Genomic DNA, 15,652 nt, shown 5'->3' on the forward strand with positions numbered 1-15,652 from the left:
GCCACTTACTTTTGAGGCGGAAGAATCCTGGCGTCAAGGGGCGTGCAAATATCTTTTCCTGGCCACCTGATGGGCCGTAGAATGGTCACGTTGGTTTCATGGCAAAAGAAATCGTCGTCGAGAGGTCCGAACCTGATGACCGCAGGTGCCGCCAGCTGGCTGCCGCTGAGCCCGGGCGAACGCTCGGTGGCGATCGAGGTGCTCGTCCACGGCCCGCTCTCGCGCACCGAGATCGCACGACGGCTGGACCTGTCGGCGGGCAGCCTCACCCGGCTGACCAAACCGCTGATCGAGTCCGGCCTGCTGGTCGAGGTCCCCGAGGCGGGCACCCCGGCCGAGGCCCGCCAGGGACGCCCCTCGCAGCCCCTGGACGTCGTCGCCGAGTCCCGCTCCTTCCTCGGCTTCAAGATCACCGAGGACATGGTCTACGGCGTCGTCACCACCCTCAGGAGCCATATCGTCGCCCGCCACGACCGGCCCCTGACCACCCACGACCCCGCCTTGGTCGCCGATCTGCTCGCCGAGATGACCGCCGAGCTCCTGCGCGACCACCCCCGGCTCGCCGGGATCGGTATCGGCGTCGGCGGCCTCGTCCAGGACCGGTCGACGGTGGGGGAGTCGGCGTTCCTGCACTGGCGGGACGTATCGCTCGCCGCGCTCGTCGAGGAGCGCACCGGACTGCCGGTGGTCGTCGAGAACGACGTGGCCGCCCTCGTCGAGGCCGAGACCTGGTTCGGTGCCGGCCGCGGCCTCGACCGCTTCGTCGTCCTCACCATCGGCGCCGGCATCGGCTACGGCCTGGTCCTGGGCGGCAACCGCGTCCCGTACGCGGAGGAGGACCGCGGCTTCGGCCGCCACTGGATCCTGGACCCCAACGGTCCGCTCACCCCCGACGGGGAACGCGGCAGCGCCATCTCGCTGCTCACCATCCCCAGCATCCGCTACCAGATCCAGGCCGCCACCGGCCGCGAGCACACCTACGAGGAGATCCTCGCCCTCGCCGCCGCCGAGGAGCCGCTGCCCGCCCGCGTCGTCGCCGAGTCCGCGCGCGCCCTGGGTGTCCTGGTCGCCCAGATCTCCAACTTCGTCATGCCGCAGAAGATCCTCCTCGCCGGAGAAGGTGTCGGTCTGATGGAGGTGGCGGGCAAGGTGGTGGAGGACACCATCCGCTCCCACCGGCACCCGCTGGCCGCTCCGGTCGCCCTGGAGACCAAGGTGTCCGACTTTCACGACTGGGCCCGCGGTGCCGCTGTCCTGGCGATCCAGGTGCTGGTCCTGGGCTCGGCGGACGCCTGAACTCCGCACCCCCGGTGGACAGATGGACGTGATCAGTAACACGGTCCGAAATGTCCTATTGGCTCGTGATTACTCACATCTCCTTCACGTCCGGAGTCGTATGCTTCACATCATGTCCACCACCGTTGAACCCGCTACCGAACGATCGGCTGACGAGGTCAACGAGGAGATCCGGGCCCTGTGGCTCCGGTCGGGCGGGACACTGAACGGCGAGCAGCGCGAGGAGTACCGACGCCTCGTCCTGGAGTGGGCCGCCGCGTCCCCCCAGCCGGCCGACGCGGCCTGATCACCGCCCGCCGGGAGCCCGCCCCAGGCATCAGTCCGTGATCTCGGGGCACCCCTGACCGGATGGGCCCCGTCCTCGCTCTGGCCTCGGCCGTCTGCTACGGCATCGTCGACTTCGCCGGCGGACTGCTGTCCCGTCGCGCCCACCCCGCAGCCGTCACCTTCCTCGGCCAGCTCGGCGGCCTGCTGTTCGCCTGTGGCGCGGCCCTCCTCTTCCCCGCCGACGGACTGCGCCCGGCGGACCTGCTGTGGGGCGCGCTGTCCGGCATCGGCAGCGGCTCGGCCATGCACTTCCTCAACCGCGGCCTGAGCCGCGGCGCCATGAGCGTGGTCGTCCCCGTCAGCGCGGTCACCGGCGTCGCCCTGTCCGTGCTGTGCGGGGTGCTCCTCGGCGACCGGCCGGCACCCCTGGCCTGGGTCGGCATCGCCGTCACGGTGCCCGCCCTGTGGTGCGTGGCCGGAGGCCGCGCGGGCCCCGGCAGTGAGACCGGGGACGGCCTGCTGGCCAGCGCCGGTGTCGCCGTGCAGTACATCGCGCTCGCCCAGGCGGACCCGGCGAGCGGACTGTGGCCCGTCGCCGCGGGCCGCGTCGCCGCCGTCCTCGTCCTGCTGCCGGGCGCCGCACGCCGTCCCGACCGCCTGCGCATGCCGCCGGGACAGTACGTCCAAGCACTCCTGATCGGGGCGGGAGCCGCGCTCGGACTCGTGCTGTATCTGCTCGCCGCCGGGCAGCAGTTGCTCGCCGTCGCCGTGGTGCTCGCCTCCCTCTACCCGGCCCTCCCCGTGCTCCTCGGACTCGTGCTGCTCCACGAGAAGGTCAGCCGCAGACAGACAGACGGCCGGCCTGCTCGGCGCGGCCGTCGCCACCGTCCTGCTGAGCCTCGGCTGACGTGACATCGGCCCTTGGGGGGCCTACGTCACGTCAGCTCCAGGTCGCCGAGTAGTACCGCCGGTAGGCCTTGCGGTCCTGCTCCGCGCGGATGAACCGCGTCGCCACCAGGGCCACCAGACTCCCCGCGATGACCAGCAGACCCGGACCGACGTTCCTGGGGTCCGTGATCCGGGACAGCAGGGCCTCGCCGGCCGGCCCGCCCGCCACCGGACCCGACGCCCCCGGCTGAGCCGCGCCCGGGGCGATCGCGCTCTGCGTGGAGGAGGCGGACGGCGCCGGAGAGGGCGCGTCGGCCGCACCGCCGGCCGCCGGCGCCGCCACGATCAGCTTCACCTTCAGATCGGCCAGCGCCTTCGTCACCGGCTGGAAGAACGTCGTCCCGCCGCTCGCGCAGTCACCGCTGCCGCCCGAGGTCACCCCGAGCGCGATCCCCTCGGAGAACATCGGCCCACCGCTGTCCCCGGGCTCGGCGCACACGTTCGTCTCGATCAGCCCGGTGACGGTGCCCTCGGGATAGTTCACCGTCGCGTTGAGCGCCGTCACCTCGCCGTCGCGCAGCCCGCTCGTACTGCCGCTACGGAACACCCGCTGCCCGACCTTCGGATCGGCCGCACCGGTGATCTGCACACCCTTGCCGTCGCCGATGGCCACCACGGCGGCTCCGTCGCCGGCCGAGCCGCCCGCGTACTCCACCAGGGAGTAGTCGTTGCCCGGGAAGCTCTGCGTGGTCGTGCTGCCCACCTCCTCCCGGCCCCCGCCGTCCGTGAACCACGCGGAACCGGTGGGACCGCAGTGTCCGGCCGTGAGGATGAAGTCCTTGCGCCCGTCGGTCACGTTGAAGCCCGCCGAACAGCGGCCCGCGGTCGACAGGATGGGCTGCGCGCCGTTGATCCGGGTGGTGAAGGTGCCCTGGGCGCGCTCCATGCGGACGAAGCTGCCGATGCCGTGCGCGACCTTGGTCATCTTCGACCAGTTGTCGGCCGACACCGTGCTGTCGGCGCGGACCACGACCTGGTTGGTCCGGTAGTCCATCGCCCACGCCGTCCCCGGCACCCGGGGCGCCGAACGCAGCGTCGCCGTCGCCGACTTCAGCTCGTTCATGCTGTGGGACACCATCTTCGGGGCGGCGCCCGCCCGCTTGACCTCGGCGGCCGCCTTCTCGTCGGTGACCGCGACCACCGGCTTGCCGTCGTCACCGACCCAGGCACCCGCCGTACGGGACGCGCCCAGGCGTGTGACCAGGTCAGCGCCCATGTCACCGGCTGTCTGCGCGTACGTCCGCGGTATGGGGGCGGGGGTTTCGCTCGCCATCGCGCGCGTCACCATCGTCCCTCCCAGGAGGAGGCCGCCGACGGCCGCCAGCCGCGTCACTCGCCGGACGACCCGTCGTCGTGCGTGCCTCATGCATGGCTCCCGAACCCGAACTCTTGGTCAACACCACCGAGCGCTCCCGTGGTTGAGCGCCCTCCTCCCATACGTGGACGGGGCCCGAGGTGTTCACGGGACAGGCGATCTTTCCGGCTCCACTGCGTTCCGCCGATTCCCGGCCGCACCGCGGCCGCCTATCTTGTGGCCCATGACCAGGATCGCGCACGACCCGTCCGGTGAACCCAATCCCCTGCGCGCACTCACCCTCGCCGGCCTCCGCCGTCGTACGAGCATGAAATGGCGCACCTATCCCGACGACGTGCTGCCGCTGTGGGTGGCCGAGATGGACGTGCCGCTCGCCGAACCCGTGGTCCGCGCGGTGACGGACGCGCTGGCGCTCGGGGACACCGGCTACCCCGCCGGGACGGCCTACGCGCAGGCGTTGGCGGCTTTCGCGGAGAAGCGGTGGGGCTGGGACGGGCTCGCGGTGGAGCGCACCGCGATCGTGCCGGACGTGATGCTCGGCGTGGTCGAGATGGTCAAGCTGGTCAGCGGTCCCGGCGATCCGGTGATCGTGAACCCGCCCGTGTATCCGCCCTTCTTCCAGTTCCTGACGCACCTGGACCGCCGGGTGACCGAGGCCCCGCTCGGCGTGGACGGCCGGCTGGACCTCGACGTCCTGGAGGAGACCTTCCGGGCCTCGGTGGCGGGTGGAGGACGGGCCGCGTACCTGCTGTGCAGCCCGCACAACCCGACCGGCACCGTGCACACCGCCGCCGAACTGAGCGCCGTCGCCGCGCTCGCCGACCGGTACGGGGTGCGGGTCGTCGCCGACGAGATCCACGCGCCGCTCGTCCTGCCCGGCGCGGACTTCGTGCCGTACCTGAGCGTGCCGGGCGGCGAGCGGGGCCTGTCGCTGATGTCGGCGTCCAAGGCCTGGAACCTCGCCGGGCTCAAGGCCGCGCTCGCCGTCGCGGGGCCCGAGGCGGCCGCCGATCTCGCCCGGATGCCCGAGGAGGTCGGCCACGGTCCGAGCCATGTCGGCGTCATCGCCCACACGGCCGCGCTGCGCGACGGCATCCCCTGGCTGGACGCCCTCCTGGCCGGTCTCGACGACAACCGGCGGCTGCTCGCCGACCTGCTGGCCGCCCGGCTGCCCGCGATCGCCCATCGGCCCGCCGAGGCCACCTACCTCACCTGGCTCGACTGCCGCGCCCTCGGTCTCGGCGACGATCCGGCGGCCGCCTTCCTGCACCGCGGCCGCGTGGCCCTCAACTCCGGGCTCCGCTTCGGCACCGGGGGAGCGGGGCACGTACGGCTGAACCTGGCGACCTCGCCCGAGATCGTCGAGGAGGCGGTGCGGCGGATGGCGGCGGCGCTCGACTGACCCCGGTGCGGTCCCGGCGCCGTTCCCACGCGGATGCCCGCCTAGACTCCGGCCATGGAAGACACCTCGCTGGAGCGACTCGGCGCCGGCAAGTACCTGCTGATCACCAGCTATCGGAAGAACGGCACCCCGGTCGCCACCCCGGTGTGGGTGGTCCGTGACGGGGACGCGCTCGGTGTGTGGTCGGCCGCCGACGCCTGGAAGGTGAAGCGGATCCGGGCCCGCGGTGACGTCCTGGTGGGCCCCTGCGATCTGCGCGGCAACCCGACCGGCGAGCAAGTACCCGCCACCGCCGAGATCACCGACGCGGAGACCACCGCCCACTACCGCAAGCTCATCGCCCGCAAGTACGGCCTCGTCGGCCGTCTCTCGCTCCTCGGCAGCCGGCTGCGCCGGGGCGTGGACGGCGCGGTGGGGATCCGCGTGACGCTCTGACCCAAGAAGGGCGCCCGGACACGAAGAAGGAGGGGGGCGCGGGCCATACGGCCCGCGCCCCCCTTTCGTGCGTGACGGTTACGACGCGTCCAGCACCGTGCCCGTCAGCGCCGGATGACCGGGCAACGGCTCGCCGTCGTCGTCGGTCAGTGCCAGACGTACGGACTCGGTCGGCTCGGCCACCTGGTCACCGACGGTCGGGATGTCGAAGTCGACGCTGGTGCTCCCGGCCGGGATGCCGACCCACAGCCACACGCCCACCGCGGACAGGGTGCGCTCCGGATCGGCCTCTTCACCGGAGACGTCCAGCAGCCACTGCGGGTCCACGTCCTTGGTGGACAGTTCGGGTCCGTCGGTGACGGGCAGGATCCGGATCGGCTTGTAGAGGTCCACCGCGGCGGGCTCGGACGCCGACATCCGCCAGGTCAGCTTGCCCCCCTCGGTCACCCGGTCCGCGACCGGCGCCAGGGTGATCGCCGGCTCGGGATCGTCGTTGCGCACGGTGACCCCGCCCGCGTACGAGCCGACGACGGCGTCGCGCACCGCCTTCACGGCGACGGTGTGCCACACGTCGTCGCCGAAGAGGGTGTCGCCCTTCACCTCGACCGGTACGTCGATGGGGTTGCCGCCGGGCCGTACCGTCACCAGCTTGTCGGTCTGCTTGCCGGTGACCGGATCGATGACGTACACCCGTACCTGGCCCTTGCCCTTGCCCGAGATCTCGACCGGGACGCGGTAGGTGCGGGTGCCCGAGTCGCCCTCGTCGACGGTGACTCGGCCGATGTCGACCCGGGGCAGCGCCGCCGCACTCACGGCCGGGGTGCCGGGGGCCCAGCCCCAGGCGTCCATCAGCCAGGCCCGACCGGACTGCGAACGCGGGGTCAGCTCAAGGGACTTGACGTGCCGCAGGTCGAGTCCGGCACGGGTGGCCGCGCTCAGCGGGACGCGGACCTCACGGGCCCAGTAGGAGGCGGTGCGGTCGCTGCCCGGCAGGCCGTCCACCGTGACGCGGCCCAGGGCGGCGCGGCGGCCCGAGGCGTCGGTGACGGAGACGTCGAGCTGGGTGCCGGTGGTGTTCGGCGGTACGAAGACACGCAGCGTCAGGTCCTTGGAACCGGTCAGGGACAGCGCCTTGGCGGGGGTGACGCGCGCGGGGGTGCCCGGCGCGGACCAGTTCATGGCGATGGCACGGCGGCCGGTCTCCCGCTCGGTCGCCCACGAGGCGAAGTGCGGTGAGCCGCCGGCCGTGTCGGATGGCAGGCAGGCGACGGCAGGGTCGGGGTCGATCGCCGAGCACAGCTTGGCGCCGCTCACCGTCATCGGCCCGTCCGGCAGGAGGCCGCCGCCCCGGCGTGCACCGACCGCGTGGGTCAGCACACGGGCCGGGTCGGCGGACGGGGCCCGCTTGCCGGAGCCGTCGAGCAGCGGACGCACCCGGTCGTCGCCGGCGACGAACAGCCGGGCCGCGGCGGCGATGTAGGTGGCGCCGGCCTGGTGCTGCTGGTCGGCGGTCAGCCGGGTCGCGGTGCCCGTGGAGCACACCGGGTCCCGCTCCTCCTCGTCCTCCCAGAAGTCGTCCCAGGAGGGCGCCTCGGACTGGCCCGGGGTCCACTCGCTGTTGAAGTAGTTGTGGTTGGCGCCGACCATGTACACGGCGCTGTGCAGGGCGGTGCCCCGGCTCACTCCGCGCGTGCCGTCGACGAACACCTCGCCCTGGAGGTCGGAGACGTCGCCGTCGCAGCCCGGCAGGATCGTCATCGAGGGCACGTCCGCGACCGGATTCTGGCCGAAGATCGTCGGTCCGATGAGCACGTTCCCGCGGATCTTCCAGCGGACCGGGCCCCGGTAGCCGTCCTGGGCGGCGGGCGGCGGATCGAGGCTGTCCATCGCGGCCCGGTTCACGCCCTCGCCACCACGCGAGTGACCGACGAGCAGGACCCGGGAGAGGTCCGCCTTCGGCGCCTTGCGTACGGCGGCCGGGGCCTTCTCCGGGTGGGCGGCCCAGTCGGCCCAGCGGGCCAGGTGCTGCCGCACCAGCGAGGAACGCGCCTGCGCGCCCGCGTCGTCGAGGTCACCGTCCTGGCCGTTGACACCGTTGGCCGAGATCGACACCGTCACATAGCCCTGGGAGGCCAGGAGTTGCTGGTCGCGCAGATAGCCCCGGTGGCTGGGGATCTCCTTCATACCGGCCGCGCAGGGCCAGTCGATGTTGATGTCCTCCTCGGCGCCGGGCTTGTAGCAGGTGGGGTGCCGCCCGTGCAGGAAGAGCGCGAGGGGGCGCTTGCCGGTGGCGTCCTTGGGGGCCACCACCTCGCCGCGCATCTCCACCGGCTCGGCGAGACCGGGCAGCCGTATCGAAGCGAGCTCGTACTCGCCCTTGACCGTGCGGTACGACCCGGGCTTCCCGGGGTCGACGGCGCCGGCCGGCAGCTGGGCCGCCGGCTTCACGGCGCGCGGGTTGCCCTTTCCGGACGTGTCGTCCGGGGCGTCCAGCCGGCGTCCGGCGGCCTGTGCCTGAAGGTCGGTCAGCTCGGCCGTGCCGGCCGCGTCGAGGGGGAGACGGAAGGTCCGTCCGTCCTTCCCCTGATCCGGTACGCCGAGCAGCTTGCCGTCGGCATGGAACTCGACGCGCGCGTCCCCCATCCCCACGCGCTTCGGGGCACGCCAGACCAGCTCACGCGCGGCGCCCTCGCCGCTGATCCGCCAGCCCGGCGGAAGCTCCTCGCCGGCCGGTGAGGCACTCAACGGCTGTGCCTGTCTTGGTTGTTGGGCTTGTGCCAGTCCGGGCGACCCCGCCAGGGCCGCCAGTACCGCCACGGCGGTCACACCTATTCGCCGCGTACTACGGGTCAATGGTCCCTCTCCTTCAACCCCCGAACGTGGGCGCCCCGTTCGTCTCGGGAGCCTCACATGTCACAAGGGACGGTGAAAGACCATCTGTGGGTTGTCTGTGACCGTTAAATGACCGGAGCCGACCGATGTGATCAAGCCAGCGGGGGAGCCGCCCGAGCGGGGGAGCCGCCCGAGGGAGGGGCGTAGTCGACCGCCGTACGGGGGAAGCGCTTTCCATGACTCGAAGCACCCGCCGCGCGGCCGTCGTCGGCACCGGCCACCGCGCCCAGCTGTTCACCCGGGCCCTGGCCGAGCGCCCCGGTCACCTGGTCGCCGCCCTCTGCGATCCCAGCCCGACCCGGATGGCCTTCCACAACGGACTGCTCGCCGCCGCCGGCGAACCCGCCGCCACCTCGTGGGAGCCCGACCGCTTCGCCGACATGCTGGCGAAGGAGGACATCGACGAGGTCGTCGTCACCACCGTCGACGCCGAGCACGACCGCTACATCGTCCCCGCGCTGAAGGCCGGGTGCCGCGTCGTCACCGAGAAGCCCATGACCGTCGACGCGGACCGCTGCGCCCGCATCCTGGACACCGTCCGCGACACCGGCAACTCCCTGACCGTCGCCTTCAACTACCGCTTCAACCCCGCCCACGAGAAGGTCCGCGCCCTGCTCGCCGAGGGCGCGATCGGCGAGGTGCTGTCCGTCCACTTCGAGTGGCTGCTGGACGTACGGCACGGCGCGGACTACTTCCGTCGCTGGCATCGGGAGAAACACCACAGCGGCGGCCTGATGGTGCACAAGTCGAGCCACCACTTCGACCTGGTCAACTGGTGGCTGGGCGACGAGCCCCGGGAGGCCTTCGGCTACGGCCGGCTCGCCTTCTACGGCCGGGAGGCGGGCGAACGCCACGGACTGCGCCGGGACTACGACCGCGCCCACGGCGCCGCCCCGGCCGCCGACGATCCCTTCGCCCTGGACCTCGCGGCCGACGACACTCTGCGCGCCCTCTACCTGGACGCCGAACCGGACAACGGCTACGTCCGCGACCGCAACGTCTTCGACGGCCCCGTCACCATCGAGGACGACATGTCCGTCCTGGTCCGCTACGCCCGGGGCGCGACGATGACGTACCACCTGACCGCCTACTCCCCGTGGGAGGGCTATCGGGTGATGTTCAACGGCAGCGCGGGACGCCTGGAGCTGGAGGTGGAGGAGAGCCGCTGGCAGCCCCCGCGCAGCCGGATCACCTCCGCCAGTGGCGCGGTGCACGGTGACACCGCCGCCGAGCACGCGGGCGGGGCGCGACTCACCCTCCGGCCGCTGTGGCGGCCCCCGGTCGAGGTGCCGCTCGTGACCACGCACGAGGCGCACGGCGGCGGGGATCCGCGCATGCTCGACGCGCTGTTCGGGCCCGTGCGGTCCGTGGAGTCCGGAGAGCCTGCGGATGCCGGCGCCGGTACCCACCCGACGGCCACCGAACGCGACGGAGCCCTGGCGCTCGCCGTGGGACTCGCCGCCAACCGGTGCTTCGAGACGGGAGAGCCGGTCCGGATCCGGGATCTGGTGCCCGGGGTGTGGCGCGCGTAGCGGCGGCCGGTCAGCTCCAGGCGCGGTACGGCTCGTCGAGCAGCTGGAAGACCGGCTCGCCGCGCACCGGGTCCTTCGTGGTGGACAGCCGTACCCGGTCCCCGCTGTGGATGCCGATGGGCGGGCCCATGACCCGGCCGCGCACGACGAAGCCCTCGGCCATCTCGATCAGTGACACATTGCGCGCGGCGGGAGTGTTGCGGTGCACCACCGTGGAGTGGCGGACCGTCCCGGCACCCTCGCTGCGCTCCGTACGCAGGTCGCTGCCCTGGCAGACCGGACACAGCAGCCGGTGGTACATGGCCGTACCGCACCAGTTGCAGCGCTGGAAGAGGATGGCCTCGGTGTCGGCGCTCCGGGGGGCCGGGGGCCTCGGGTCCAGGAGGCCCGCCGCGGAGCCGACGGTCTGACGGGAGACGTTTCCTGAGGGGTGGTACACGCTGGTCAACTCCCTGCGCTCGGCCGGAAATCCCACGTGCCGGATGACCGTGCACGCACGTGCCCGGTCGCCGTGCCACCGTGCACGGCCTCAGCGTATGGCACTCAGTGCCACTCGTAAAGGCACTGCGTACCCCTTGATGTGTCCCCTGTCGACCGAGGGGCGGCCGGCGGGCCGTTCGACCGGCCGACCGCCCGCGTCAGTCGCGCCCCAGCGTGGTCTCGATCTCCTGGACGACCCGCCACAGCGGCGCCCCGCGCCGGGAGACGACCACCACCACGTCCTCGGGCTCCTCGGCGACGACGGGTGCCGGTCCGGCGCCGAAGGCGGACTGCACGTACCCGAGAGCGTGGTCCACCGTGGCGGTCGCGTCGCCCTGGCCGTCCGAACGCAGCCAGGAGCGCAGCGCGTTGTTGTGTGCCGCGACCACGGCGGCCGCGATCACGTCGGCCTGGAGGGTGCCGTCACGCCGGCCCGCGAACCGCGCGCGCAGATACTCCGCGAGGGCGCGCTCGTAGCGCCACACCACCGACAGTTCGTAGGCGCGAAGTCCGGGCACCCGCTTGGTCAGGCGGTAGCGCTGCACCGAGAACGTCGGGTTCTCCGCGTACATCCGCAGCACCAGCCGGGCCGCGTCGCAGACCCGCGCCACGGGCTCCTCGGTGCCCTCGCCGGAGGCCAGGAACGCCGTCATGTCGGCCAGGCACCGCTCGTGGTCGGGGAAGACCACGTCCTCCTTGGAGGGGAAGTAGCGGAAGAACGACCGCCGCCCGACGCCGGCGAGCCCCACGATGTCCTCGACGGTGGTCTGCTCGTACCCGCGCTCCAGGAACAGCCGGAAGGCGGCCGCGACCAGCGCGTCCCGCATGGGCGGTTTCCCGGCCGCGGCCTGAGCCGTCTCGTCCTTCTCGGCGCGGCGGGCCGCGGCCCTGCTGGAGCTCATGGACGCGAACGTAGCACCCGGACCGGTACCGATGGCACTCAGTGCTGCCGGAAGAGGGTACTGAGTGTCGATCCACGACGACTGAACTCCTGGAGCGGCAGCCGCGTATCACTTCCCGGGGAAGGCCGGAGGTCCCTGTGGAAGGGGACAGAAGGAGTGCAGTATGCCGACACCGCCCGACCGGGGTACATCTCACGACGGTCCGCTTCTCGAACCGGTCCATGTGCTGCGCCTCCGCAACACCGACGCTCTCGCCGAGCTGATGCGGGAGTACCAGCGGGACAACGGCGTCTACGAGAAGGTGCCCCTGCCCGCGCCGACATCCGGCATCGAGCAGGCGACGGAGGAGCTGCCGCGCGTCACCGGCGGCCGCCCGGCTCCGCCCGTCGCCCGTGGCAGGGTGCCGGGCCTGCGCCGTACCGCCGTCGCGGCGGCCGTGACCGCCGCGGCCGTCATCGGCTTCGGCTGCGCCCTCGTCCTGCCCGGCCGGAACGCCGACACCGCCGCACCGGCCCCGTCCGCGCCCCAGGAGACGTCGGCGCCCCCGGCCGCGTCGGCGCCCCCGGCCGCGTCCGCCGCGCCCACCCCGACCGTCTCCTCCGCCACCGACCCGGACGGCGCCGGCACGCTCCGACAGGGTGCCGCAGGGCCCGAGGTCAGTGACCTCCAGCAACGGCTGCTGCGCATCCCGGACGTCTACGACAACGGCCCCACCAGTGGCAGCTACGACGCCGTACTGACCGAGGCGGTGGCCCGCTTCCAGCTCTGGTACGGCATCCGCGGCGACGAGACCGGGGTCTACGGCGACGACACCCGGCAGGCCCTGGAGTCCCGGACGGGCGGGGTGAGCGGGGGATGACCCCGGACCCCGGGCCCCTTCCCCCGCGCACCGATGGCATCGGGGGCCGTGGCGTGATGAGCTGAGCCGCGGGACCCCTGACAGAAGCCACAGCACCAGGACCAAGAGGAGCGGAGCGATCATGGCGGGCATGGACGTGTTCCTCGGCCGGCTGAATCCCGACATGTGCGTGGTGACGGCCGCGGCCGACGGTGAACGGGCGGGCTGTCTGGTCGGCTTCGCCTCCCAGTGCTCCATCCAGCCACCCCGGTTCGTGGTGTGGCTGTCCAAGGTGAACCACACCTACCGGGTGGCCCGCTCCGCCCGGTTCCTCGCCGTGCACCTGCTCACCCCCGAACAGCACGACCTGGCCGAGCTGTTCGGCTCACGCACCGGCGACCGGACGGACAAGTTCGCCCACGTCCGCTGGCGCGAGGACCAGGACGGGGCGGTCGTCCTGGCGGACGCCGCGGCCTGGTTCGTCGGCGGGATCGTGCTGCGTGCCGACGGAGGCGACCACGTCGGCTTCGTCCTGGACCCGGTCGCCTCCGGCGAGGGGGAGCGGCCGGGCAAGGGCCCTCTGCTGCGGCTCGACGACGCGGTGTCCATCCCTCCCGGTCACCCGCTGGACTGAACCTCCGCCCCACGGCTCGAACACCGGGCAACGCGTCGGGAAAGTGACGGCGTCGATGAATCGCCGGACGTCACTATGGGCAGCCCTCGTCCGAGGGCTCGTCCGTCCCGAAACCGAAGGCCACGCCGATGAGCGGCTCCCGCATCCCGGGCCTGGTGCTGCCCGCCGTATTTTTGCTGGCCCTGGTCGTGGGCGTGGTCTGGTACTGGAGGCACCGCGGGGACGACTGAGCGCCGGGCGACCGGACGGGCGCCGCCCGTCACGCCGGGTCGGTCGGCACCCGGATGTCGAGGACGCACACGTCGTCCCGCCCGTCGCCCTCCAGCAGCGCGGCCAGCAGCGGTGCCAGGGAGCTCGGCCCGTCCGTGTGATGGATCAGAGCGGCCTCGGCGAGGCGTTCCAGGCCGCTGTCGATGCCCTCCGTGGGCCGCTCCACCAGCCCGTCCGTGTACAGGATCAGCCGGTCACCCGGCCGCAGGAGGCATTCCGCCTCCTCGAAGACCGGAGTGCCGGTCGCCCCGAGCAGCATCCCGCGTGGCCGGCCCAGGTAGCGCACCTCGCCGTCGCGCAACAGCAACGGCGGCGGATGGCCCGCCTGCGCCCACTCCAGGCGCCGCTCGTCGGGGTGGTAGCGCGCCAGCACCATGGTCGCGGTGCCGTGGGTGTCCCGGGAGTGCAGCAGCAGCGTGTTCAGCCGGGCCAGTGCCCCGGTCAGCGACGACCCGGTGATGACCATGCCCTTGGCGGTGAAGCGGAGCTGGGCCATCGTGGCGACCGCGTCGATCCCATGACCGGCGACGTCACCGACCACGAACAGGGCGTCCCCGTCGGGCAGTTCGATGGCGCTGAACCAGTCGCCGCCGACATGCAGCCCCGACTGCGCGGGCAGGTAGGCGACCTCGACCCGCAGCCCCGCCAGCCGCACCGGCCGGGTGGGCAGGGGCAGCAGCGCGTGCTGGAGCCGGGCGGCCAGGGTCCGCTCGGCGCGCAGGACGCCGTGCTGGGTGAGGATCGCCCGCTCGCTCTCGACGAGGGCGAGTTCCACGCTGCGCAGGGCGGTGACGTCCTGGACGAAGCCGTGTACCTCCACCGGCGTCCCGTCGACGTCCGGCACCGCTTCGGCGACGGCCCGCAGATGCCGCACGCCGCCTCCGGCCCAGATCCGGAACGGTACGTCGAACGGCCGCCCCGATCCGATGAGTTCGCGTACGGCACGGGCCAGCGTCGGCGCGTCCTCGGGCAGCGTGTGGCCCGGGAGGTCGGCGAGTGGGATCGGGCCCTGCGCCGGGTCACGGTCGAAGATGGCGAAGACCTGGGACGACCAGCCGATCTCGTGAGTGACCAGGTTCCAGGTCGCCCACCCCAGATTGCCCAGCCGCTGCACGTCGGCCAGCCGCTGTTCCTGCCGGTCGGAGGACTCGCGGCGGATCCAGGTGATGATCAGCCCGCTGCCCAGCCGGGCGGCCCGCACCGCGTACATGGCGAGCCCCGCGGTACCGGCCACGACCTCCTGGTGGGCGAACGGCTCGCTCTCGTACGGCTCCCCGGTGGTCAGGGCGTGCACGCAGCCGTGCCACAGCTCCTCGTCCGCCAGGCTCGGGAAGCACTCCAGGATCCGCCGGCCGACCAGTTCCTGCTCGGCGCGGCCGAGGACGTCGACCGCCTGCGCCGTCGTCGCGTCGATGCGGTAGTCCTCGACGTCTCCCGAGGGGGTGCGCAGCGGTGTCAGCAGCAGGGCGGCACCCGGCAGCGAGGCGAACACCGCCTGCGCGGCCCGCGCCGTACCGATGACCGGCTCCTGCCGGTCGCCGATGGTGCGCAGCAGCCCGCCGCACAGCCGGGCCACCGCCCGCAGCAGGTGCCGCACGGGAGGCGTGAACGGCCCGCCGCGGGTCCGCAGGACGCCGACGCAGACCTCGGCCGTGTCTCCGGACGGTACGGGGAGCCAGGCGCGGGAGCGCCAGCGCCCGGGCGGATCGCCGATGAGCAGATACCGTTCCCGGTCCGCGTCGATGTTCTCCAGCCAGTGCGGTTCCCGTGTGCGCAACGCGTCGAACGCGGCTATCCCGCTCAGTGGGGGTACCTGGCTCCACTGGGCGGCCAGGGCGTGGTCGACACCGGCGTGCCCGATCAGCTGGAGTCCGCCGGTGGGCTGGCGACGGAAGATCATGACCGCGTCGGCTTCCACGTCCGACGCGAGGTGCGCCAGCAGGCACCGGGCGAGCTCCTGCGGGGCGCCGACGTGGACCAGGGCCTGGCCGAGGCGGCTCAGCGCGGCGAACTCGTCGTCCGGGCCCGCGGTGTCGTCCCCGTCGGCCGTCTCCCCGGTGCGGACGGACGTGGGCATGGATCCGTCGTCGGACACGGCGGCGGGCGGGGGCCCGGGCGGTTCGGGGCGCAGCGGGGGCTGGAGACCCCCGAGCGTGATCCAGCACTCCTCCAGCAGCGTGCGCTGCGCGGTCTTGGCGCGCTGCAACAGCTCTTCGCCGGCGGCGTCCGGTGAGCACCCCGTCTGCGCCATCAGCGCGCCCTTGGCCCGCTCCACGACGGCGGATGTGGCCGTCTGGTCCCGCAGCCGGTCCAGCTCGGCACGCTGGCGGGCAACGATCTTGGCCAGCGCGGCCATGTCGGGCGCGGCGCCGGGATCAGCGGGGCTGGCGGGCTCGCTCGTCACGCGTCGAGCATCGCACATCGGGCGCAGTCGGATCGTG

13 protein-coding genes are annotated in these 15,652 nt (G+C 72.7%); 8 read left to right on the top strand and 5 right to left on the bottom strand.

Annotation, left to right across the window (positions count from 1 at the left end):
- Nucleotides 1–135 precede the first annotated feature (135 nt).
- From SLINC_RS41230 to SLINC_RS41240, 3 genes are all read left to right on the top strand, one after another.
- Nucleotides 136–1,296, top strand: coding sequence for an ROK family transcriptional regulator (locus SLINC_RS41230; RefSeq protein ID WP_067443533.1), 1,161 nt, complete (start codon nucleotides 136–138; stop codon nucleotides 1,294–1,296).
- A 100-nt stretch (nucleotides 1,297–1,396) separates the two neighbouring features.
- Nucleotides 1,397–1,582, top strand: coding sequence for a hypothetical protein (locus tag SLINC_RS41235; protein WP_067443534.1), 186 nt, complete (start codon nucleotides 1,397–1,399; stop codon nucleotides 1,580–1,582).
- Between the two features lie 62 nt (nucleotides 1,583–1,644).
- Nucleotides 1,645–2,475 carry an EamA family transporter gene (locus SLINC_RS41240; protein ID WP_225988460.1) on the top strand — a complete coding sequence of 277 codons (831 nt, stop codon included), beginning with the start codon at nucleotides 1,645–1,647 and terminating at the stop codon, nucleotides 2,473–2,475.
- A 28-nt stretch (nucleotides 2,476–2,503) separates the two neighbouring features.
- Here SLINC_RS41240 and SLINC_RS41245 read toward each other — a convergent pair whose 3' ends face one another.
- Complete coding sequence (locus tag SLINC_RS41245) at nucleotides 2,504–3,877, bottom strand: S1 family peptidase (RefSeq protein WP_067443535.1); 1,374 nt, start codon at nucleotides 3,875–3,877, stop codon at nucleotides 2,504–2,506.
- 172 nt (nucleotides 3,878–4,049) lie between these two features.
- Between SLINC_RS41245 and SLINC_RS41250 the strand changes: the two genes are divergently transcribed.
- Together SLINC_RS41250 and SLINC_RS41255 are read left to right on the top strand one after the other, a co-directional pair.
- Nucleotides 4,050–5,228 carry a MalY/PatB family protein gene (locus SLINC_RS41250; protein ID WP_067443536.1) on the top strand — a complete coding sequence of 393 codons (1,179 nt, stop codon included), beginning with the start codon at nucleotides 4,050–4,052 and terminating at the stop codon, nucleotides 5,226–5,228.
- Nucleotides 5,229–5,282: 54 nt separating this feature from the next.
- Nucleotides 5,283–5,663: a PPOX class F420-dependent oxidoreductase gene (locus SLINC_RS41255; protein ID WP_067443537.1), complete on the top strand. Its 381-nt coding sequence runs from the start codon at nucleotides 5,283–5,285 to the stop codon at nucleotides 5,661–5,663.
- Between the two features lie 78 nt (nucleotides 5,664–5,741).
- Here SLINC_RS41255 and SLINC_RS41260 read toward each other — a convergent pair whose 3' ends face one another.
- Entirely contained in the window at nucleotides 5,742–8,489 is a 2,748-nt protein-coding gene (locus tag SLINC_RS41260; RefSeq protein WP_182449335.1) for an alpha/beta hydrolase family protein, read from the bottom strand.
- Between the two features lie 242 nt (nucleotides 8,490–8,731).
- Between SLINC_RS41260 and SLINC_RS41265 the strand changes: the two genes are divergently transcribed.
- On the top strand, nucleotides 8,732–10,087 hold the full coding sequence (locus SLINC_RS41265; protein WP_067443539.1) for a Gfo/Idh/MocA family protein: 1,356 nt from the start codon (nucleotides 8,732–8,734) through the stop codon (nucleotides 10,085–10,087).
- Nucleotides 10,088–10,097: 10 nt separating this feature from the next.
- Here SLINC_RS41265 and SLINC_RS41270 read toward each other — a convergent pair whose 3' ends face one another.
- A complete protein-coding gene (locus SLINC_RS41270) occupies nucleotides 10,098–10,526 on the bottom strand; it encodes a Zn-ribbon domain-containing OB-fold protein (protein WP_067443540.1) in 429 nt (142 codons plus the stop codon).
- A 199-nt stretch (nucleotides 10,527–10,725) separates the two neighbouring features.
- A complete protein-coding gene (locus tag SLINC_RS41275) occupies nucleotides 10,726–11,469 on the bottom strand; it encodes a TetR family transcriptional regulator (protein WP_067443541.1) in 744 nt (247 codons plus the stop codon).
- A 163-nt stretch (nucleotides 11,470–11,632) separates the two neighbouring features.
- Here SLINC_RS41275 and SLINC_RS41280 point away from each other — a divergent pair, with 163 nt between their 5' ends.
- Together SLINC_RS41280 and SLINC_RS41285 are read left to right on the top strand one after the other, a co-directional pair.
- Nucleotides 11,633–12,328 carry a peptidoglycan-binding domain-containing protein gene (locus tag SLINC_RS41280; RefSeq protein WP_067443542.1) on the top strand — a complete coding sequence of 232 codons (696 nt, stop codon included), beginning with the start codon at nucleotides 11,633–11,635 and terminating at the stop codon, nucleotides 12,326–12,328.
- A 121-nt stretch (nucleotides 12,329–12,449) separates the two neighbouring features.
- Complete coding sequence (locus tag SLINC_RS41285) at nucleotides 12,450–12,941, top strand: flavin reductase family protein (protein ID WP_067443543.1); 492 nt, start codon at nucleotides 12,450–12,452, stop codon at nucleotides 12,939–12,941.
- A gap of 259 nt (nucleotides 12,942–13,200) precedes the next feature.
- Here the strand turns inward: SLINC_RS41285 and SLINC_RS41290 are convergent, their stop codons facing one another.
- On the bottom strand, nucleotides 13,201–15,567 hold the full coding sequence (locus tag SLINC_RS41290) for a SpoIIE family protein phosphatase (RefSeq protein ID WP_067443544.1): 2,367 nt from the start codon (nucleotides 15,565–15,567) through the stop codon (nucleotides 13,201–13,203).
- Nucleotides 15,568–15,652: the final 85 nt, after the last annotated feature.

Source organism: Streptomyces lincolnensis, from assembly GCF_001685355.1.
In the GTDB taxonomy this organism is placed as follows: Bacteria; Actinomycetota; Actinomycetes; order Streptomycetales; family Streptomycetaceae; genus Streptomyces; species Streptomyces lincolnensis.

Excerpts from the sequence above, each read along its gene's own strand:
- SLINC_RS41290 (WP_067443544.1), bottom strand. The coding sequence starts at position 15,567 with ATGGCCGCGCTGGCCAAGATCGTTGCCCGCCAGCGTGCCGAGCTGGAC.
- SLINC_RS41275 (WP_067443541.1), bottom strand. The coding sequence starts at position 11,469 with ATGAGCTCCAGCAGGGCCGCGGCCCGCCGCGCCGAGAAGGACGAGACG.
- SLINC_RS41240 (WP_225988460.1), top strand. The coding sequence starts at position 1,645 with ATGGGCCCCGTCCTCGCTCTGGCCTCGGCCGTCTGCTACGGCATCGTC.
- SLINC_RS41235 (WP_067443534.1), top strand. The coding sequence starts at position 1,397 with ATGCTTCACATCATGTCCACCACCGTTGAACCCGCTACCGAACGATCG.
- SLINC_RS41255 (WP_067443537.1), top strand. The coding sequence starts at position 5,283 with ATGGAAGACACCTCGCTGGAGCGACTCGGCGCCGGCAAGTACCTGCTG.
- SLINC_RS41230 (WP_067443533.1), top strand. The coding sequence starts at position 136 with ATGACCGCAGGTGCCGCCAGCTGGCTGCCGCTGAGCCCGGGCGAACGC.
- SLINC_RS41280 (WP_067443542.1), top strand. The coding sequence starts at position 11,633 with ATGCCGACACCGCCCGACCGGGGTACATCTCACGACGGTCCGCTTCTC.
- SLINC_RS41250 (WP_067443536.1), top strand. The coding sequence starts at position 4,050 with ATGACCAGGATCGCGCACGACCCGTCCGGTGAACCCAATCCCCTGCGC.
- SLINC_RS41245 (WP_067443535.1), bottom strand. The coding sequence starts at position 3,877 with ATGAGGCACGCACGACGACGGGTCGTCCGGCGAGTGACGCGGCTGGCG.
- SLINC_RS41265 (WP_067443539.1), top strand. The coding sequence starts at position 8,732 with ATGACTCGAAGCACCCGCCGCGCGGCCGTCGTCGGCACCGGCCACCGC.
- SLINC_RS41285 (WP_067443543.1), top strand. The coding sequence starts at position 12,450 with ATGGCGGGCATGGACGTGTTCCTCGGCCGGCTGAATCCCGACATGTGC.